General features: G+C 39.6%; 17 protein-coding genes, 1 tRNA gene and 1 other RNA gene. All 19 read left to right on the forward strand.

Translation table 11 applies throughout. The features are described 5' to 3' along the window. Nucleotides 1-941: ribonuclease Y (gene rny, locus Q0507_RS09160; RefSeq protein WP_298715267.1), on the forward strand; the 941-nt coding region annotated here is incomplete at its 5' end. Between the two features lie 256 nt (nucleotides 942-1,197). After that, nucleotides 1,198-2,970 (forward strand): DNA primase, encoded by a 1,773-nt coding sequence (gene dnaG, locus Q0507_RS09165; RefSeq protein ID WP_298715270.1) that lies wholly within the window; start codon nucleotides 1,198-1,200, stop codon nucleotides 2,968-2,970. 28 nt (nucleotides 2,971-2,998) lie between these two features. After that, the gene (gene rpoD / locus Q0507_RS09170; RefSeq protein ID WP_298715272.1) at nucleotides 2,999-4,162 is read left to right on the forward strand and encodes an RNA polymerase sigma factor RpoD; all 1,164 of its coding nucleotides are present in this window, start codon (nucleotides 2,999-3,001) and stop codon (nucleotides 4,160-4,162) included. Nucleotides 4,163-4,367: 205 nt separating this feature from the next. Then, nucleotides 4,368-4,706 (forward strand): 6-carboxytetrahydropterin synthase QueD, encoded by a 339-nt coding sequence (gene queD / locus Q0507_RS09175; RefSeq protein WP_298715273.1) that lies wholly within the window; start codon nucleotides 4,368-4,370, stop codon nucleotides 4,704-4,706. Continuing rightward, entirely contained in the window at nucleotides 4,693-5,436 is a 744-nt protein-coding gene (locus Q0507_RS09180; RefSeq protein WP_298715277.1) for a 4Fe-4S cluster-binding domain-containing protein, read from the forward strand. Before queD ends, Q0507_RS09180 begins: the two co-directional genes overlap by 14 nt. Nucleotides 5,437-5,522: 86 nt before the next feature. Then, the gene (folE, locus tag Q0507_RS09185) at nucleotides 5,523-6,086 is read left to right on the forward strand and encodes a GTP cyclohydrolase I (RefSeq protein ID WP_298715279.1); all 564 of its coding nucleotides are present in this window, start codon (nucleotides 5,523-5,525) and stop codon (nucleotides 6,084-6,086) included. Between the two features lie 65 nt (nucleotides 6,087-6,151). Further along, a tRNA-Ile gene (locus Q0507_RS09190) sits at nucleotides 6,152-6,226 on the forward strand. 70 nt (nucleotides 6,227-6,296) lie between these two features. Next, nucleotides 6,297-7,019, forward strand: a complete 723-nt coding sequence (locus tag Q0507_RS09195; RefSeq protein ID WP_298715281.1) for a class I SAM-dependent methyltransferase — start codon at nucleotides 6,297-6,299, stop codon at nucleotides 7,017-7,019. A 20-nt stretch (nucleotides 7,020-7,039) separates the two neighbouring features. Further along, complete coding sequence (locus Q0507_RS09200) at nucleotides 7,040-8,143, forward strand: Nif3-like dinuclear metal center hexameric protein (protein ID WP_298715285.1); 1,104 nt, start codon at nucleotides 7,040-7,042, stop codon at nucleotides 8,141-8,143. A gap of 49 nt (nucleotides 8,144-8,192) precedes the next feature. Beyond that, nucleotides 8,193-8,543: RNase P RNA component class A (rnpB, locus tag Q0507_RS09205), an RNA gene on the forward strand. A gap of 57 nt (nucleotides 8,544-8,600) precedes the next feature. After that, nucleotides 8,601-8,930, forward strand: a complete 330-nt coding sequence (locus tag Q0507_RS09210) for a co-chaperone YbbN (protein ID WP_298715287.1) — start codon at nucleotides 8,601-8,603, stop codon at nucleotides 8,928-8,930. A gap of 271 nt (nucleotides 8,931-9,201) precedes the next feature. Further along, nucleotides 9,202-10,341: a hydrogenase small subunit gene (locus tag Q0507_RS09215; RefSeq protein ID WP_298715289.1), complete on the forward strand. Its 1,140-nt coding sequence runs from the start codon at nucleotides 9,202-9,204 to the stop codon at nucleotides 10,339-10,341. Beyond that, nucleotides 10,341-12,242 (forward strand): nickel-dependent hydrogenase large subunit, encoded by a 1,902-nt coding sequence (locus tag Q0507_RS09220; protein WP_298715291.1) that lies wholly within the window; start codon nucleotides 10,341-10,343, stop codon nucleotides 12,240-12,242. Before Q0507_RS09215 ends, Q0507_RS09220 begins: the two co-directional genes overlap by 1 nt. Nucleotides 12,243-12,256: 14 nt before the next feature. Then, nucleotides 12,257-13,066 carry a Ni/Fe-hydrogenase, b-type cytochrome subunit gene (gene cybH / locus Q0507_RS09225; RefSeq protein ID WP_298715293.1) on the forward strand — a complete coding sequence of 270 codons (810 nt, stop codon included), beginning with the start codon at nucleotides 12,257-12,259 and terminating at the stop codon, nucleotides 13,064-13,066. Further along, nucleotides 13,059-13,637, forward strand: a complete 579-nt coding sequence (locus Q0507_RS09230; protein WP_298715331.1) for a HyaD/HybD family hydrogenase maturation endopeptidase — start codon at nucleotides 13,059-13,061, stop codon at nucleotides 13,635-13,637. The genes cybH and Q0507_RS09230 overlap by 8 nt, the downstream gene beginning before the upstream one ends. Nucleotides 13,638-13,685: 48 nt before the next feature. Then, nucleotides 13,686-14,063 (forward strand): hydrogenase expression/formation C-terminal domain-containing protein, encoded by a 378-nt coding sequence (locus Q0507_RS09235; RefSeq protein WP_298715295.1) that lies wholly within the window; start codon nucleotides 13,686-13,688, stop codon nucleotides 14,061-14,063. A gap of 520 nt (nucleotides 14,064-14,583) precedes the next feature. Then, on the forward strand, nucleotides 14,584-15,594 hold the full coding sequence (locus Q0507_RS09240; protein ID WP_298715297.1) for a glycosyltransferase family 2 protein: 1,011 nt from the start codon (nucleotides 14,584-14,586) through the stop codon (nucleotides 15,592-15,594). A gap of 84 nt (nucleotides 15,595-15,678) precedes the next feature. Further along, a complete protein-coding gene (locus Q0507_RS09245) occupies nucleotides 15,679-16,491 on the forward strand; it encodes a C40 family peptidase (RefSeq protein ID WP_298715299.1) in 813 nt (270 codons plus the stop codon). A gap of 275 nt (nucleotides 16,492-16,766) precedes the next feature. Beyond that, nucleotides 16,767-19,382 (forward strand): alanine--tRNA ligase, encoded by a 2,616-nt coding sequence (alaS, locus tag Q0507_RS09250; protein ID WP_298715329.1) that lies wholly within the window; start codon nucleotides 16,767-16,769, stop codon nucleotides 19,380-19,382. Nucleotides 19,383-19,567: the final 185 nt, after the last annotated feature.

Raw genomic sequence — 19,567 nt, forward strand, 5'->3', positions numbered from 1 at the left:
AAACTACCGTATCCGTAGTGGCATTGCCTAATGATGAAATGAAGGGGCGCATTATCGGTCGTGAGGGCCGTAACATTCGCGCACTCGAAACATTAACAGGTATTGATTTGATTATCGATGACACACCAGAAGCAGTTATTCTTTCCGGCTTCGATCCAATTCGTCGTGAAGTGGCTCGTATTGCGCTGGAAAAATTGATTGTAGATGGTCGTATCCATCCAGCTCGTATTGAAGAAATGGTTGGTAAAGCTCGTAAAGAGGTGGACCAAACTATTAAAGAGGCCGGTGAACAAGCAACATTTGAAGCTGATGTTCACGGCTTACACCCTGAAATTGTTAAGATTTTAGGTCGTTTGAAATATCGTACTAGTTATGGTCAAAACGTATTGAAACATTCCATTGAAGTATCTCATTTAGCAGGTTTAATGGCAGCTGAACTAGGCTGTGATGTAACTTTGGCTAAACGAGGTGGTTTGATTCATGATATTGGTAAAGCATTGGACCGTGAACTTGAGGGCTCTCATGTTCAAATCGGTGTTGATGTGGCTCGCAAATATCGTGAAAGTGCAGCAGTAATTAACTGTATTGGTGCTCATCATGGTGATGAAGAGTTCCAAACTGTAGAGGCTGTATTAGTAGCTGCTGCTGATGCTATCTCCGCTGCTCGTCCAGGAGCACGTCGAGAAACATTAGAGAACTACTTAAAACGTTTATCTAAATTGGAAGAAATCGCTGAATCCTTCGAAGGCGTTGAAAAATGTTTTGCTATTCAAGCCGGTCGTGAGATTCGCGTTGTAGTAAAGCCGGATAAGATTGATGAAGCTGAGTCTACATTACTCGTTCGGAATATCGTAAAACGCATCGAGTCAGAACTTGAATATCCAGGCCAAATTAAGGTCGTAATTATTCGTGAAACTCGCGTTGTGGATTACGCAAAATAATATGCAATAAGCGATAAGTATAGGCTGCAATGTTTTCATTGCAGCCTATTGTTATCAAAGTTTTTGGTAATTACATATCGCTATATACGGCGTATAGGAATCATCATGTACACTGTGTTGTAGATGGTGATTCCTATGATTCGTATCAAGTGATTTATACTTTTTTAATAATTTAATTGATTAAAATGCTTTACAAATAGAGGAATTTTTATTTGTATATAGAATTAGTATATATATGGGGAAGGAGGCGTTGGCTATGAGCCGATATTTTGAAAATGAACTGATTGAACAAATCAAGGATGCTAATGATATCGTGTCAGTTGTATCTGAGCATGTAGCCTTAAAGAAACGTGGCAAGAACTATTGGGGTTGTTGCCCTTTCCATAATGAAAAAACGCCATCCTTTAGCGTTGCCCCTGAAAAGGGTTTTTATTATTGCTTTGGTTGCCATGCGTCAGGGAATGCTATTAAATTTCTTATGGAGTTAGAGCATTTAACCTTTGTAGAGGCACTAGAGCGGCTAGCTAATCGAGCTAATATTCCATTGCCAGAGGCAAAACTTTCACCTGAGCAAAGAGCTAGAGATGAAAGACGCAAAAAACTATATGAGACTTCTGATTTAGCGGCTACCTTTTTCCATAACTGTCTCACTCAAACTTCTATTGGTAAAGTGGGATTAGATTATTTGAAAAAGAGGGGGCTCACACAAGAAACCATAGAAAAATTTAAACTTGGTTTTGCCCCTGATGATTGGGATAAGTTGTATCGTGCCTTTCATGAGCGTGGTATTGATGATTCCATTCTCTTGGAGTTGAATCTTGTCCGAAAGAACCAAAAGGGTCAATTTTATGACTTTTTTAGAAATCGAATTATGTTCCCTATTATGGATGGGAAAGGGCGAGTCGTTGCTTTTGGTGGGCGCGTTATGGATGACAGTACACCAAAGTATTTAAACTCCCCAGAGTCATCGATTTTTGAAAAAGGTAAGCTCTTATTTGCTTTTGATAAGGCCTATAAAACGATTCGCGAAGAAAAACAAGCCATCCTTGTAGAAGGCTATATGGACGTTATATCTGCTCATAACCATGGTGTTACTAATGTAGTAGCATCATTGGGGACTGCTTATACAAGAGATCATGGCCATATCTTGATGAGGCAGGCTGAAGAAATCGTGTTAGCTTATGATATGGACGGCGCTGGTCGTCAAGCGGCTACGCGGGCCATCGAATTATTACAAAATACAGATTTTAAGGTGCGCGTTCTTGCCATGCCGGATGGGAAAGATCCAGATGATTATGTGCGTAACCATGGGGGACAAGCCTTTAAGGAGTTAGTTGCTAAAGCTGTTAAGCCTCTTGACTATCTACTAAGTGAGTCTTTAATCAAACACGATACAAATGATACTGAAGGGAAACAGGCCGTTATGGCAGATGTATTCCCCTATATTGCAAATATAGATAGTCAAACACAGCGAGATGACGCTTTAAAAACATTGGCGTTGCCATTATGGCTTGATAATAGTACTATTTTTAGATATTTTAGAGACTACGTGAAAAAAGGACAAATCGAATTAGTGGACACTGCTTCTACCCCTCTGCCAACACAGGATTTACCAAAGGGGGATTCGGAAAAATTGCTGTCCTTAGCTTTCACAGATGGCGAAGTATTACAACAGATGATGAATTATTTGCCATTAGAGGACTTTGAAAAAATTGAATATCGAGGTATAATAGAAAAGCTATTCACCTTGTATAAGTCCGAAGGTCGTCTAGATGAAACTACAATTCAATCTGTTTTATCTTCTCAAGAGTATGATATTTACTCTAGGCTAGTCGTTATGAGTGACGATGAATATAAGGTACAAGTGCCTGGATTAATCCGCAAGATAAGGCTCCATTCATTGCGTGAACAGTATAAAGCGCATTCAATTATGGCGGATCAATTAAAACGGGCAGGAGATTCGACCTTTATTAGCGAATTACATAAGTGTCAGGAAATACAGAACTTAATTAGAGAATGGTCTAAGTAAATCATTAATGGTTATAAAGGAGAGCGCTGTGGCTAAGAAAGTACAAAAAAGTCAAATAGAGGAGATTGTTGAGCAACTTCTTGAAAAAGGCCGTAAGAGCGGTGTGTTGACACAATCCGAGATTTCAGATGCTCTTCATGAGCAGGCGGAAATTACTGCAGAACAATTAGATGATATTTATACGACTCTAGGTAAATTGAATGTTGAGATTGTGGCAGATATCGATGGAGATGATACAGATAGTCATCCAATTGAACCAGAGGATGATGACGAAGAGGAAGTTTCTAACGAGAAGAAAATTTCTATCGATTTAAGCGTTGATTCTGGTGTTAATATCGATGACCCTGTGCGTATGTACCTCAAAGAAATTGGTCGTGTGCCATTGCTTTCAGCTGATGAAGAAATCGTTTTAGCTAAGCAAATTGAAGCTGGTGCGCAAGAAGACGCTACATATAAAGAAATTCAACTTAGCAAAAAGGCTAAGAAAAAATTGGTAGATGCTAACTTGCGACTAGTTGTAAGTATTGCTAAACGTTATGTAGGTCGCGGTATGTTATTCTTGGATTTAATTCAAGAAGGTAACCTAGGTCTTATTAAAGCGGTAGATAAGTTCGACTATACTAAGGGTTATAAATTTTCTACATATGCTACCTGGTGGATTCGCCAAGCGATTACGCGTGCTATTGCAGACCAAGCTCGTACGATTCGTATTCCTGTACATATGGTAGAAACAATTAATAAATTGATTCGTATTTCCAGACAATTGTTGCAAGACAAAGGTCGTGAGCCATTGCCAGAAGAAATCGCTGAGGGCATGGGGATTACTGTAGAACGGGTGCGTGAAATTCAAAAAATCGCCCAAGAGCCAGTATCCTTGGAAACTCCGATTGGTGAAGAGGAAGACTCCCATTTAGGGGATTTCATCGAGGACCAAGATGCTATTGCTCCAGACGATGCAGCTAGCTACATCTTATTGCAAGAACAAATTGAAGATGTGTTTACATGTTTAACTGATCGTGAGCAACAAGTATTGATTTTACGTTTTGGTTTGAAGGATGGTAAGCCTCGTACATTGGAAGAAGTTGGTCAACATTTCAATGTTACACGTGAACGTATTCGTCAGATTGAAGGTAAAGCGCTTACTAAATTGCGCAATCGCGGTAAACGTGATAAAATCAAAGACTTCTTATAATATTTTGAAACTCTTAAGGGTTGTAATGCAGTGTTGTATAGCACTGTATTACAACCCTTTTGTGTTATAATAAAAAATGGTAATATCTTACAATAAAAAGCATTTTATGATAAGACTTATGTAGTAGAGAAGGGTCTTATGTAATAGCGATAAGTCTTATGTAATAGATATAAGTTGAAAGCTTATGTAATAGATAGGAGATATAATGTTTACAGTTACTAAACGGTTAGAGGTGAGTGCATCTCATCAATTACAACTAGATTATCCGAGTAAATGTCAAAATCTTCATGGGCATAACTGGATTATTATAGTTCATGCTCGTTCTGAAGAGTTAGATCATAACGGGATGGTCATCGACTTTACGATTATTAAAGAAAAAATTCATGGTCGCTTGGATCATCGCCATATCAACGATGTACTAGGCGACATTAATCCCACTGCGGAGAATATGGCGAAATGGATTGCTGATGAATTGGGCCCAAAATGCTTTAAAGTAGAGGTTCAAGAATCTGAAGGGAACACAGCTATTTATGAACGTGATTGAGATTTTTTCCTCCATTGATGGGGAAGGTAGTCGGCAAGGATTACTGACTACATTTTTACGCCTCCATGATTGCAATATTCGTTGTTCCTATTGCGATACGACTTATAGTTATGGCATTGATAGTGTTTTTACAGAGATGACTGCAGCTGAGGTGGCGAATGTTATTGAAAGCTTAGGTAATCATCGAATCACTATTACTGGTGGGGAGCCCTTATTGCAAGAAGCAGCTGTAGTAGAGCTAATCGATGAGCTAAATCGCCGAAACGTTCAAACAATGCAGGATAATACATCAGGTCAAATTGGTTCAACTTGTATCAATGGTGCAGATAAATTTGATAAACGAGAGATGCTTAATAATAGTCTTTATGATTTTAATATTGAAACAAATGGCACGATTGTACCGAGCTTTCAGAGAGAGAATGTGTGGTTTACCTATGATTATAAAACACCGTCCTCTTTAGCCGAAGAGTCTATGAATGTAGATATATTCAAGGCGGCTACAGAACGAGATCTCATCAAGTTTGTCGTTGGCTCCCCAGAAGATTTGGATTGTATGCGTTGCATAATTGAACAATATCCTACAGCGGCTCAAATATATGTATCGCCTGTATGGGGACAGATTGAGGCGGCATCGATTATCGATTATATGAAAGAATATAATTTGCAAAATGTACGATTTCAATTGCAAATTCATAAATTTGTCTGGGATCCAGATGCAAAGGGTGTATAGTATTGTTAGGATGTGTAGTGTCAGTATCTTTTCTAATGCATAGTATGATATGAGGTCTGATGGAATCTTGATATAAAGGGGTAAATATGGATACAAAAAAAATAGAATCGCTTATATATCAGTTGTTAGAAGCACTAGGTGAGGATCCTAATCGGGACGGTTTGTTAGAAACACCGAAACGGGTGGCTCAAATGATGGAAGAGTTATATGAAGGCATTCAGTATACAAATGCTGAAATTGCAGAAATGTATGGTAAAACCTTCGCTGTAGATACAAATCAAATGGTAGTAGTAAAGGATATTACTTGCTTCTCTCAATGTGAACATCATATGGCCTTGATGTATGATATGAGTATCAGTATTGGGTATATACCAAAAGGTCGTGTCATAGGTTTATCTAAGATTCCTCGCATAGCTGAAATGTGTTGCAAGCGTTTACAACTACAAGAAAAAATTGGTGAAGATATTGCGGAAGTAATTTCTTTAGCGACAGGGTCTGATGATGTTATTGTGCACATTATATCGTCCCACAGCTGCATGAGTGCAAGAGGCATTAAATCTACAGATAGCCAAACGACTACACTAACTACTAAAGGCGTATTTAACGAAGATCATATGATTCACCGTTTTATGCTAATGAAACAGTCTTAAGATTTGAGTTGCCTTGACTAAATGATAGTCTATTCGGTATAATTAATAAGCTAGAAACTAACTGAGGGCCTATAGCTCAGGGGTAGAGCAACCGGCTCATAACCGGTCGGTCCCTGGTTCGATCCCAGGTGGGCCCACCATTATGTTGACATCTACCGTCCTTGAGAATTCAAGGGCGGTTATTTTTATATACTAATAGTAGAGGATGTTATGGAACCTAGACCTATGATGGACCGCCTAGAAGCGGTATTCTCAATCGTACCAAAGGCGCGAGCCATTGCAGATATTGGTACCGATCACGGCTATTTAGCGGTAGAGCTCATCAATCGTCAACGCGCTGAATATGTCATTGCCGGGGATGTGCATAAAGGTCCGTTAGCGTCTGCAAGGGCATATGTTGAGTCTTGTGGACTAGCCTCTAAAGTAGATTGTCGCTTAGGGGACGGACTTAAAGTGACCGAGCAGGGCGAGTTGAATGGTGCCATCTGTTGCGGTATGGGTGGCTTTTTAATGCGAGATATTATAGATGCAGGTCCAGAACCATTAGAGTTCTATGTGTTGCAACCACAGAATGGGCAAAAAGAATTGCGTCAGTATATGGTGCAAAAGGGCTATGTTATCGTTTTAGAAATCATCGTAGAAGATGCAGGTAAGTTATATACTGCGTTTTTAGCCGTTCGAAAGGACTGTGTAGAAGCGTACACGGGAATGGAAAATCAGGAAGATATATATGCATCATTGAAAGAAGATTCCTTACTATGGTCTGTTGGTGCGCTCCTCGAACAAGAACGTCCACCGCTTTGGAACAAATACATTGAGTATTTAATTTACCAGCGCCAATGTGCGTTAGATGGTATGACAAAAGAGTTAAGCCATAGGGATAAATATAAGGAACTAGATGGAGAAGTTAAATTTCTTCGCAATCTTTTATAGAATAGAGAGGAAGTGATTTTATGACGACGGTTCAACAAATTATTAATGTAATGGAACAATTAGCACCGCGCTCTTATGCAGAGTCTTGGGATAATGTAGGTTTAATGGTGGGCGATCGGAATGCAGTTGTTACAGGTGTAGTGACTACGTTAGATGTAACAGAAGAGACCGTAGAATATGCTATTGAACAGAATTGTAATCTAATTATTAGTCATCACCCATTGATTTTTAAAGGTTTGAAACAATTATCCTACGATACAGTACAAGGGCGCATGATCAATCGCTTGATTCAACATAAGATTGCCGTATATAGTGCTCATACAAATCTTGATATTGCACCAGGCGGTCTCAATGATATGTTGGCGAAACAATTGGGCCTCACAGATATTAAGGGCTTTATTAAAACTGGTGAAGAGGCGCTCTATAAGTTGACCACCTTTGTACCTGAAAGCTCGGCTGATGCGGTTCGTTTGGCGATGGGCGATGCAGGGGCAGGCCGAATTGGTAATTACGAGTATTGCAGTTTCAGTATCCATGGTGAAGGGCGCTTTGTTGGCAATGAAGATTCTCATCCTGTCATTGGAACAGCTGGTGCGTTGACAGTGGCTCCTGAGGTACAAGTAAATGCTATAGTCGATGGTACGCATTTTAGCGAAGTCGTAGCGGCTATGAAATCAGCTCATCCGTATGAAGAGGTGGCTTATGAGGTTTTAAATATAGTTGAGCCTACTAGTTCAACTCAATATCTAGGCCGGGTAGGTCGCTTGCCTAATGCATTAAACTTAGAATCTTTCCGTGAATGGGTACAAGAGGCATTGCCTGATGCTAATATTCGCTTTGCCGGTATTGCGCCAGAAACAATTCAATCCATTGCGCTATGCTCCGGAGCAGGTGCTGAATTTATTAAGGATGCTGCTAGATTACATGTAGATGCCTATATCACAGGTGATGTGAAGTATCATGAGGCGCAAATGGCTAAGGAGTTGGGTTTGCTCGTAGTTGATGCGGGTCATTTTGGAACTGAGTCTATAGTGGCGCGTGGTTTGTGTGACTATTTAATCTCTGTAGGATTTACTGTTCCTGTGAAAGCTTTTACAGAACAAAATGATTTCTTCTTTGTGTAATGATGCATTTTCTTGCAACAAATTGTTAGCTATGATAAACTGAATTGAAGCAAGTATGAAAGACGATTGCGAGTCTATAAGACTCGAGGAAAGTCCGAGCTCCATAGGGCAGGATGCCAGATAACGTCTGGCGAGGGTAACCTTAGGGAAAGTGCCATAGAAAAGGAAACCGCCACGTAAGTGGTAAGGGTGGAAAGGTGAGGTAAGAGCTCACCAGCAGTCTGGTAACAGGCTGGCTCGGTAAACCCCATCCGGAGCAAGACCGAATAGGGAAGGGTTAAGGGTGGTCCCGCCTACCTTCCGGGTTGTGTCGCTCGAGCGTGCAGGCGACTGTACGCCTAGAAAGATAATCGTCACTGCGCAAGTGGAACAGAACTCGGCTTATTGATTGCTTGCTTCTATATTTAACATATAATTGATAGTATATAAGATTGTAGATCTTTGTTAGGAGAACTTCATGGCAATTACAGCAATTACTAGTGTACAAGAATTTGATGAGAAAGTGCTTGGCGCTAAAGGTTTAGCTATTGTTGATTTTTGGGCTGGTTGGTGCGAACCTTGTACCGTTATGCGTCCAGAGATTGAAGATGTAGCAGAGCGTTTAAAAGGTCAAGTAGAATTCTTTAGTGTTGATGCAGAAGATAAAAATCTTCGCGGTATTTTGTTAAAAGAAGATGTTGATGGTATTCCATCTTTAGTATTCTTCCGAGATGGCAAAATGCTTGATTCCCTTGTGGGCTATAAAAAAGCGGATGTGCTTGAGTCCCTAATCAAGGAAGTTATCTAATTTATTGATAACTATTAATTCGTAATAAATAAAATAAGGCTGTATATAAGAAAAATAAATTTCTTGTATACAGTTTTTTTGCTTAAATTTTATAGTTTTCACAAATATTAAGTGATATAATAAAATAGTAAAAATATGATTGTTATCATAGCAGTTGAACTTCGTCAAACAGATAGAGTGAGCTTATAAAAATGATTTCTATCATAATCGTTGTAGTTTATTAAGTAATATCCATATATTGCGCAAAGTTGTTGTAAGGAGGCTATATTCCATGAAGAATCGTATAAATAGTTTGTGGACACTCTTCCAAGAGCGCCGTTTGAGTCGACGCACATTTATGAAATCCTGTGTAGCACTCACCGCTATTTTAGGCTTACCACCAACGATGTTAGACACCGTTGTTAAGGCTGCTGAAACAACTGAATTGCCTACGGTAATTTGGCTACATGGTCATGAATGTACTGGTTGTAGTGAATCTTTCATTCGTTCATCCTCTCCATTCACATCTGATGTTATTTTGAACATGATTTCTCTTGAATATGATGATACTTTGTCTGCTGCCTCTGGTGCACCATTAGAGGAACATCTAGAAAAAATCATCAAAGAAAAAGCTGGTAAATACATCTTGGCCGTTGAAGGTGGTGTGCCACTTGACGAAGATGGTGTTTACTGCACTGTAGGTGGTCGCACATTTAAACAATCTTTGTTAGAAGCGGCTAAAGGTGCTGCAGCAATCATCGAATATGGTTCTTGTGCTTCTTGGGGCGGTATCCAAGCGGCTAAACCAAATCCAACAAATACAGTATCTGTATCTTCTGTTGTATCTGGTAAACCAATTATTAAAGTTCCTGGCTGTCCTCCGATTCCAGAGGTTATGACTGGTGTAGTAATGCACTATGCATTATTCGGTCAAATTCCGCCTCTTGATGCACAAGGTCGTCCTAAACAATTTTATGGCAATCGTATTCACGATACATGCTACCGTCGTGCCTTCTTTGACTCTGGTTTATTCGTTGAAAAATTCGACGATGATGCATCCAAATCTGGTTGGTGCTTGTACAAAGTAGGTTGTCGTGGACCTCAAACATATAATTCTTGTGGTAACTTGCGTTGGTGGAATGGTTTATCCTATCCAATTCAATCCGGTCACGGCTGTATTGGTTGCTCTGAAAAGGGCTTCTGGGATAATGACGTATTCTATAAACGCTTACCTGACATTCCATTAGCAAATACCATTACAACTGCTGATACAATTGGTACTGTAGCTGCTGTTGGCGCTACTACAGCGGTTATTGCGCATGGTGCTGCAACCCTTATTCGCAATAAATATCTTGATATTCAAGAGGAAAAACGCTTGAAAGAACAAGGTTTATGGGATGAAACGAAGCATAATAATGGAGGAGGTCACTAATGAAACGCGTAGTAGTAGATCCGATTTCCCGTATTGAAGGTCATTTACGGGTAGAAATAAAAGTTGATGAAGCGAGTGGTAACGTAGAGGACGCATTGTCTTCTGGTACTGCTTGGCGTGGTATCGAGCTCGTTGCAAAAAACCGTGACCCTCGTGATTTATGGGCCTTTGTACAACGTATTTGTGGCGTATGTACAACAACACATGCGTTAGCATCTTTACGTGCTGTAGAGGATGCATTAGGAATTACGATTCCTAAGAATGCGAACTATATCCGCAATATTATGCATAGCTCTTTAGATGTACATGACCATATCGTGCATTTCTATCACTTACATGCTCTTGACTGGGTTAGCCCTGTAGCAGCGCTTAGTGCAGATCCTGCGAAGACAGCTCAATTACAAAATGAAATTTTAACAACCTATAATGTAGGTGGCTTGGCACCAGCTGAAACGGCATCTAAAGACTCTGCATACCCTAAAGAGTTCCCTAAAGCGACTACTGCATATTTTGCAGCGATACAACAAAAGGTTAAGAAGATTGTTGAATCTGGTCAGCTGGGCATTTTCGCTGCTCAATGGTGGGATCATCCTGATTATAATTTGTTGCCACCAGAGGTTCATTTGATGGCCGTATCCCATTACTTGAATATTCTTGATCGTCAACGTGATATCGTAATTCCTCACGTTGTATTTGGTGGTAAAAACCCTCACCCGCATTATGTTGTAGGTGGTATGCCATGTTCCATTTCTATGAATGATATGAATGCGCCTATCAATACAGCACGTCTTGCTGCGGTAGAAGAATCTATTGCATTAGCCAAAGATTTGGTAGATAACTTCTATTTGCCAGATCTTTTAGCAATTGGCAAGATGTACGTAGAAAAAGGCATGATTGATGGCGGTGGCCTTGCGAAAAAACGGGTTATGTCTTATGGTGACTATCCTGATGATACTTATACAGGTACTTCCAATGGTGATTACCATAAAAAATGTATCGTTCGCTCTAATGGTGTAGTAGAGAACTTTGCATTAGGTGTAGATAAAGCTACATTTATCCCATTGGAAGGTAAGGACTTCATGGATCCTCAATACCTTAGTGAAGAGGTTGACCATTCTTGGTTCACATACCCAGATGGTACGAAAACACTTCATCCTATTGATGGTGTTACAGATCCTAAATTCACAGGTCCTAAATCTGGTACAAAAGAAAAATGGGAATTCCTTGATGAAGATAAAAAATACTCTTGGATTAAATCTCCAACTTTCAAAGGTAAAGCTGCAGAGGTTGGTCCATTAGCTAAATATATCGTTGTATATACAAAAGTTAAACAAGGTATTATTAAAGAACCTACTTGGGCAGAAGCTATGATTGTTCGTCAAATCGATACAGTATCCCAAGTATTAGGCGTACCTGCACATGTATGGATGACAACTATGGTAGGTCGTACAGCATGTCGTGGTCTTGACGCACAAGTGGCGGCAAATATTAGCCAATACTTCTTTAATAAACTTGTATCCAATATCAAAAATGGTGATACTGCAGTAGCAGATATGACTAAGTTTGAACCAAATACATGGGAAAAAGATGCAAAAGGCGTTGGCCTTGTAGATGCTCCTCGTGGTGGTTTGGGCCACTGGATCCACATCAAAGATGGTCGCTCTGCAAACTATCAATGTATTGTACCGTCTACATGGAATGCATGTCCTAAGACTGCAGCTAATGAACATGGTGCGTACGAAGATGCCATGATTGATACAAAAGTAAAAATTGCAGATAAACCACTTGAGATTTTGAAGGTTATTCACTCCTTCGACCCATGTCTTGCATGTGCAACCCATTTATACAATAAAAAAGGCGAAAAAATCGTTTCCGTCAATACTGATGCATTGTGTAAATAAAGGGTGGTGGGCTTATGTTAATACATACTGACAAAAAGGCGTACGTCGTATTTAGCTTATGGCTGCGCATCTTCCACTGGACTATGGTACTTAGCGTAACAGCTTTATTCTGGACGGGTCTATATATTGGTGACCCAGGTTTTGCTGCCATAACAGGCAATCCGGAGCCAACCTTTGCAATTGATGGTTGGTTCTCCATGGAAACTATGCGCCGAATTCATTTTGGTGCGGGCGCAATTTTAACATTCTCCTTTATTTTCCGTATTGCCGCAGGTTTCTTTAACCGTGGTGATAGATTATTACCTAAATTCCGTCAAAAGCGATATTGGTATGGTCTTAAAGAAACTACATTACACTATTTGATGATTCCTCAAAAACATGAACATCATTGGATTCGTAACTCCTTGGCGAGAACTGCGTATTTAATGGTGTATATCATGTTCTTCTTTGAAATCGTTACAGGTGCTACCATGTACTCCATGATAGATCCGAATGGCTTCTTAGGTACTCTTTTGTCTCCTTTAGTGGGCCTATTTGGTGGGGAATATAATATTCATATAATCCATCATTACATTGCATGGGGCTTTTTATTCTTCACTATTGTTCATGTGTACATGGCATTCCGAGAAGACGTTATGGAGGAATCTGGTGAGGTATCAGCTATGGTTTCTGGCATGAAATACTATGCTCACGATCCAATCGATATTGAGGACCTCAATGGTAAACGCAGTCGTGGTGAACGTATTGATAAACCATCCTTCACTACGTATCGACCAAGCAATCCTGACGATCCTAAAGAAAGAGAATTAAAGAATGATGACTGATACAAGTACTGAATTCATCAGTGGCTTGGAACAATACGCGGACTCTGAGGGTCCGCGTATTGATTTAAGTAGCCTTTATGATGATGGAAATAATGAAATTGTTCTGCTTGGAGTAGGGAATATATTACTTACCGATGAAGGGCTTGGAGTACATGTTGTAAAAGACTTAAAAGAGTCTTTTACTTTTACACCTGCCATTACCATTATTGATGGTGGCACTATGGGGATGGAATTACTGACCTATATGAGAGGTATGAAGAAAATTCTCCTTGTAGATGCCATTAATGGTGGGAAAGTCCCTGGGACTGTGTATGAATTTCCTCATAAAGAATTAGAACAATACTTTACAGAACATATTTCTGTACATGAAGTAGGAATGCAGGATATACTGCGTATTCGTGCCATTCAAGAGGATCCATTAGAGGATGCTGTTGTTATTGGAGTCGAGCCCGAGTCTTTGGATATTGGCTTTGAACCTAGTACAGTTGTTCAACGTGCTTTGCCAGAGGTAAAAGAACGTGTTTTAAACGTCTTACGTGAATGGGGTATAACGGTAGGGCCTAAAGAATAAGTATAAAATTTATTGTATGACGGCAATACACCCTAAATAGGAGTATTTATGATTGAAAATTATAATAATGTTTGCGCTGTATTGAATGAGTTGCGTTTAGCTCTTAAAAATTTGCGTGAGACCGGTGAGACTTATTCTATTTATATTGAAAAAACAGGTCTTACAGAAGAAGAGCAAGTAGAGGTATTAGAAACGCTTGGTCGGGGTCATATTACGATTATCTTTAAAGAAACTGATCAGCCTGTGGAATGGTATGAATCACAATTTTCAGGTATTTGGATTGGCACCTATAAAAATGGTCGCGATGATTCAATTTTACATACTGTAGAGGTTGCTAAGTATCCAGTTGTGGCTGGTGCCTACATAGAAGATATGGAAATGGCTGAGGAAGATCTACAATCTTGGATTGATGCTGCTGGACTATAGCAAAAGAGACCCTTCCTAGGGTCTCTTTTTAGGTGGACTTGATTCGAGTCATCGTTAAACATATGAAATAATATTATTATAGAAAGTCTCTTTGATTTTTGAATATTTCATTAAAAATAAGAAGATATAGATAAAATTGTGGGGTTGAATTAATAAAATTACTAGTTTTTATATGAGAATAAAATGAAATCAAGCTCTTTTGGGACGTTTTAAGTTAAAAATACATTTGTAATTTTGATTAATAATCTATAGAATTAGTAATAATCAATATTCCTTAATATATAGGTGAAATAAAAATAATTTATAATTGGCTTAATTGAGTATAAAATCAAATAAATAGATAGATTATTAATTTGTTATACTTATATATAAGCTAGATGAAGTGGATTTTCACTGGTTTGCTAAAGAATGGCTTATTTACTGGGTTCATAGATATAATTGGACCTATTGTTAACCTTGGGCATTTGCCTTAATTTACTAATTAACATAAAATATGTGAGTAAAATACTTTGGAGGATTTATGTTACTTTCTATTGTTGTGCCTGTATATAACGAAGAGGAAAATATAGCGACATTTTATAAAGCTGTAACTGATGTTATGTCAGGTTTCACGTATGATTATGAACTAATCTACGTAGATGATGGGTCTAGTGATTCGTCGGCTATGATATTACGTGAAATTGCATTCAATGATAAACATGTCAAAGTGTTATTGTTGGCTCGTAACTTTGGGCATCAGACAGCACTTACATGTGGGCTTGATTACGCTCAAGGCGATGCAGTTATTACAATGGATGGTGATATGCAGCATCCACCGGCATTGATCCCAGAACTGATTCGGTTGTGGGAATCGGGGTACGATGTGGTGCGCACCATACGCGATTCAACTGATGACGCTAGTTGGGCTAAATCTTTTACGTCTAAGTATTATTACAAACTTATGAACAAAATGGCCGATGTTCCTATTGTTGAAGGTGGATCTGATTTCCGCCTCATGAATAGTAAAGCATTGGGCACGTTGAAACGATTCAGAGAACATGGTCGATTCTTGCGCGGTATTGTTGGTGCCTTAGGGTACAGACAAGCGGAGTTGCACTTTGTAGCACCACCTCGTTTTGCGGGGGTCTCAAAGTTTAGTGTGCGCAAGATGATTCGATTTGCTCTCGATGGGGTAACAGCCTTTTCTAGGGTGCCTTTACGGGCCGCCTTGTATGTAGGTGTACTCTGTGGGGGAATGAGCTTTTTGCTCATCTTACATCTTTTGTATGTATATCTTACAGGACAAGCCTTGAATGGGTGGACTACCTTGGGCGTATCAATCTTGTTCATTGGAGGAATTCAACTCGTCGGACTGGGAATAATTGGCGAGTATGTAGGTCGTATTTTTGAAGAGGTGAAGCAACGGCCTTTGTATTGGGTTAAGTCTGCTATAAACTTTGAAGGGCATGAAGAGGCTCCGTTACTCGGACCAAGTAGTGCCGATATTTTTATGGCATCTGAGACTTATACTAACAAAAGCAAAGAAGACTAGCTGTATTTGTGAATGCAAATAAATAGACGGTTAGTATATTTTGAATAAATAACTTACTTTAAAAGTTTTTTAGAAAGGAAGAATATGAAGTCAAAATATAGTAAGGTTAAAATAACGGCATTAACATTAACTTTTGTGTGTGCCACAACAGCCATGGTTGGCGCAACAACATTACAATATGGTGATAAGGGCAAAAGTGTTACAGCGGTTCAACAACAACTAATTAAACACGGCTATAATGCTACAGACAAAAATGGTGTATATGGTAAGGAAACGAAATGGGCAGTTCGTCTGTTCCAACAAGATCGTGGCCTTCCAGTGGACGGTATCGTAGGTCCTGCTACATATAACGCATTGATGGGTGCTCCTCGTTCTACGAAGGCAGTATTGACTCAAAATGCAGCGACTAAAGCAGTAGCAACGAAATCCGCTTTCACAAACAGTAACGCGACATCTCGTCGTATTGCTGGTCAATCCATTAATGGCAAAAATGTTAAATTAAATAACATTAAGAAGAATGAAACGCCTAGCAGCATTAATGCAATCTTGGCAGAGGCTGACAAATACCGTGGTGTACCATATGTATTTGGCGGTACTACTCCAAGTGGTTTTGACTGTTCTGGTTACGTTAAATATGTATTCGAAAAACAAGGTATTTCCTTACCTCGTTTAGCGGATGAGCAATATAACGTAGGTGTTGAAGTTTCTCGTGCGAACTTGAAAGCAGGGGATTTGGTATTCTTCGAAACATATGAGCCAGGTCCATCTCATTCCGGTATTTATATTGGCGATGGCAAGTTCATCAGTGCCACTTCCAGTAGTGGTGTTGCAGTAGCAGACCTTGATACTGGCTATTGGGGCGAACGCTACATCGGCGCAAAACGCGTTGTACGTTAATTTAATAACTAGCTATAAAAGAGGCTATACGAATCAATTGAGTTTTGTTGACTTGTATAACCTCTTTTTTTATTTTCTGCGATTTAACTAGTATTGACTAGATTTAATCCTTCGTATCTCTTGCTAATAAATATGGATTAAAATGTATATCTTTAATCGTCTGATTAAATTACTGTGAAAGTGCGTAGATTCCGCATAATCTCAATGTTTTTAATAGATTTTATATCGTTTTTGCGTTATAATGAAGAGTAAATAATTTTAGGAGGAATATACACATGAAGGGTAATGAACTGCGTCAAGCATACTTGCAGTTTTTTGAAAGCAAAGGACATTTAAAATTAGATAGTTTTTCTCTAATACCAGAAAACGATCCATCTTTATTATTGATTGGGGCAGGTATGGCGCCATTAAAGCCTTTCTTTACAGGTAAATTGGTACCTCCTTGTCGACGTATTACAACATGTCAAAAAAGTATGCGTACTGGTGACCTTGAGAACGTAGGTCGTACAGCACGTCACCATACATTCTTTGAAATGCTCGGTAATTTCTCTTTCGGGGACTACTTCAAAAAAGAAGCTATTCATTGGGCTTGGGAATTTTTAACTGAGGTTATTAAACTCGATAAAAATAGATTATATGTTACTGTATATCCAGATGACCAAGAGGCATATGATACATGGCATAATGATTGTGGTGTAGATGAAAGCCACATCTCTCGCTTAGAAGATAACTTCTGGGAAATCGGTGAAGGTCCATGTGGTCCAGACAGTGAAATCTTCTTTGACCAAGGTCCTGAACATGGTTGTGATGACCCTAATTGCGCACCAGGCTGTGATTGCGATCGCTACTTAGAGATTTGGAACCTTGTGTTTACTCAATTCAATAAAATGCCAGATGGCACATATGAGCCATTGCAACATAAGAACATCGATACTGGTGCCGGTCTTGAACGATTGGCTTCCGTATTACAAGGTTGCAGAACTAACTTTGAAACCGATTTAATTTTCCCAATCATCGAAGCTACTGCAAAACGCGCTGGTGTTACTTATAATGAGAACCCAAACACAGATGTATCTTTGAAGGTTATCGCCGACCATGCTCGTGCTGTAACAGCATTGATTTCCGATGGTGTATTACCATCTAACGAAGGTCGCGGTTATGTATTGCGTCGTATCTTGCGCCGTGCCGTACGCCATGGTCGCTTGCTTGGCATTGAAGGCATCTTCTTAACTCCACTTATTGATGTAGTTGTGGAGATTCTCGGCCCAGGCATTACATCTATTGCTGAGAAACAAGACTTCGTTAAACGAGTGGTTCAAAACGAAGAGGAACGCTTTAACCAAACCTTGGAACAAGGTCTTGAGCTATTAAACTCCTTGATCGATACATTAGCTGCTGAAAAGGCAACTGTAGTTCCTGGTTCTGAAGTATTCAAACTATATGATACATATGGATTCCCTTGGGAATTAACAGAAGAAATCGCTTCTGAACGTGGTTTTACAATCGATTATGAAGGCTTTGAGGCTGCTATGAAAGAACAACGTGAACGCGCTCGTGAAGCTCGTGTAAAAGAAGATGCGAAGGTGGCAACACCAGACATTACATTCTTGAAAGACGAAGAGCTTCTTGAAGATGAAACCGTAAAAGAATCTTCTGTATTGATGGTAGGTAAAGGTGCTGAACGTTTACAAACAGCTGCTGACGGCGATGAAATTACTATCATCGTACGTACGACTCCATTCCATGCAGAAGGGGGCGGTCAATTAGGTGATACAGGCTTTATCGTAGGCCCAATGGGTAAGGTAGAGGTTCATAACACTAAACGTTTACCAGAAGGCACTGTATACCATATCGGTACTGTTGTAGAAGGCTCCATCTCTGAAGGCGAAGATATAGCTCTTGAAGTAGATACAAACCGTCGTTCTGCGATGGCTCGTAACCATACAGCAACTCACTTATTACATGCAGCTTTGAAACAAATCTTAGGCGACCATGTAAACCAAGCTGGTTCTTTAGTAACTCCAGATTACTTGCGTTTCGACTTTACTCATTTCTCCCCTGTAACACAAGAAGAACTTGACCAAATTGAAGCTCTTGTAAACGATGAGGTACTTAAAGCAACTGATCTTGCTATTGCTGAAATGTCCATGGACGAAGCAAAAGAAAAAGGGGCTATGGCACTCTTTGGTGATAAATATGGCGACGTAGTTCGCGTTGTAGAGGTTCCGGGCTTCTCCGTTGAATTATGTGGTGGTTCTCATGTGGGCAATACGGCATTCGTTGGTTCCTTCCGATTAACATCTGAAGCTGGTATTGGTTCTGGTGTACGTCGTATTGAGGCTATTACAGGCCGTGCAGCTCTCGATGCAGCAAAACAAGATCGTTTGACTATCGAACGCATGGCTGGCGAGCTTAAAACTAAAGCGCCTCAAGTAGAGGAACGCTTACATCAAGTATTGGCGGAGGCCAAAGAAACAGCAAAAGAATTAGAACAAATTCGTAAAGAAGTTTCTGCTGCGGGTGCTGCCGATATCATTGCTGGTAAAGTTATGGTAGGTGATGTAGAGTTTGTAGCGGCTGCTGTAAAAGCATCCTCTATTGATGAACTACGCGACTTAGCTGATATGGGGCTTGATAAATTAAATGGCTCTGGCGTAGTACTTGTAGGTGCTGTTATGGGCGATGACAAGGTAAACTTTGTATGTAAAGTATCCAAAGATGTCGTTGCTAAAGGTGCAAAAGCTGGTAATATCGTTAAAGCGGCTGCTCAAGTAGCTGGTGGTAATGGCGGTGGTCGTCCAGATATGGCACAAGCAGGCGGTAAAGAGCCAGCTAAATTGATGGAAGCATTAAAAGCTGGTGGTGAAGCATTAGCATCTATGTTACAATAGGCATATAATTTTATAATTATATTTGTATCTGTCATAGAATTTTTTTATGATGCATAAAAAGTTACTGACGATGTACTATTGATTCAAGTATAATAGTAGGCGAGGTTTCACTTTTACCAGTGAGACCTGGCGATGTAATAAAAAGGAGGGATACGATGAAAGTTTCAGATGAAACCATGTTATTC

It is taken from the genome of uncultured Veillonella sp., assembly GCF_938010505.1.
Lineage (GTDB): Bacteria > Bacillota > Negativicutes > Veillonellales > Veillonellaceae > Veillonella.

What these genes read in the sequence shown, in the direction of transcription:
- alaS (WP_298715329.1), top strand. Translation starts at nt 16,767, where the DNA reads ATGAAGGGTAATGAACTGCGTCAAGCATACTTGCAGTTTTTTGAAAGC.
- cybH (WP_298715293.1), top strand. Translation starts at nt 12,257, where the DNA reads ATGTTAATACATACTGACAAAAAGGCGTACGTCGTATTTAGCTTATGG.
- Q0507_RS09235 (WP_298715295.1), top strand. Translation starts at nt 13,686, where the DNA reads ATGATTGAAAATTATAATAATGTTTGCGCTGTATTGAATGAGTTGCGT.
- Q0507_RS09200 (WP_298715285.1), top strand. Translation starts at nt 7,040, where the DNA reads ATGACGACGGTTCAACAAATTATTAATGTAATGGAACAATTAGCACCG.
- Q0507_RS09240 (WP_298715297.1), top strand. Translation starts at nt 14,584, where the DNA reads ATGTTACTTTCTATTGTTGTGCCTGTATATAACGAAGAGGAAAATATA.
- Q0507_RS09245 (WP_298715299.1), top strand. Translation starts at nt 15,679, where the DNA reads ATGAAGTCAAAATATAGTAAGGTTAAAATAACGGCATTAACATTAACT.
- Q0507_RS09195 (WP_298715281.1), top strand. Translation starts at nt 6,297, where the DNA reads ATGGAACCTAGACCTATGATGGACCGCCTAGAAGCGGTATTCTCAATC.
- queD (WP_298715273.1), top strand. Translation starts at nt 4,368, where the DNA reads ATGTTTACAGTTACTAAACGGTTAGAGGTGAGTGCATCTCATCAATTA.
- dnaG (WP_298715270.1), top strand. Translation starts at nt 1,198, where the DNA reads ATGAGCCGATATTTTGAAAATGAACTGATTGAACAAATCAAGGATGCT.
- Q0507_RS09210 (WP_298715287.1), top strand. Translation starts at nt 8,601, where the DNA reads ATGGCAATTACAGCAATTACTAGTGTACAAGAATTTGATGAGAAAGTG.
- Q0507_RS09220 (WP_298715291.1), top strand. Translation starts at nt 10,341, where the DNA reads ATGAAACGCGTAGTAGTAGATCCGATTTCCCGTATTGAAGGTCATTTA.
- Q0507_RS09230 (WP_298715331.1), top strand. Translation starts at nt 13,059, where the DNA reads ATGACTGATACAAGTACTGAATTCATCAGTGGCTTGGAACAATACGCG.
- folE (WP_298715279.1), top strand. Translation starts at nt 5,523, where the DNA reads ATGGATACAAAAAAAATAGAATCGCTTATATATCAGTTGTTAGAAGCA.
- Q0507_RS09215 (WP_298715289.1), top strand. Translation starts at nt 9,202, where the DNA reads ATGAAGAATCGTATAAATAGTTTGTGGACACTCTTCCAAGAGCGCCGT.
- Q0507_RS09180 (WP_298715277.1), top strand. Translation starts at nt 4,693, where the DNA reads ATGAACGTGATTGAGATTTTTTCCTCCATTGATGGGGAAGGTAGTCGG.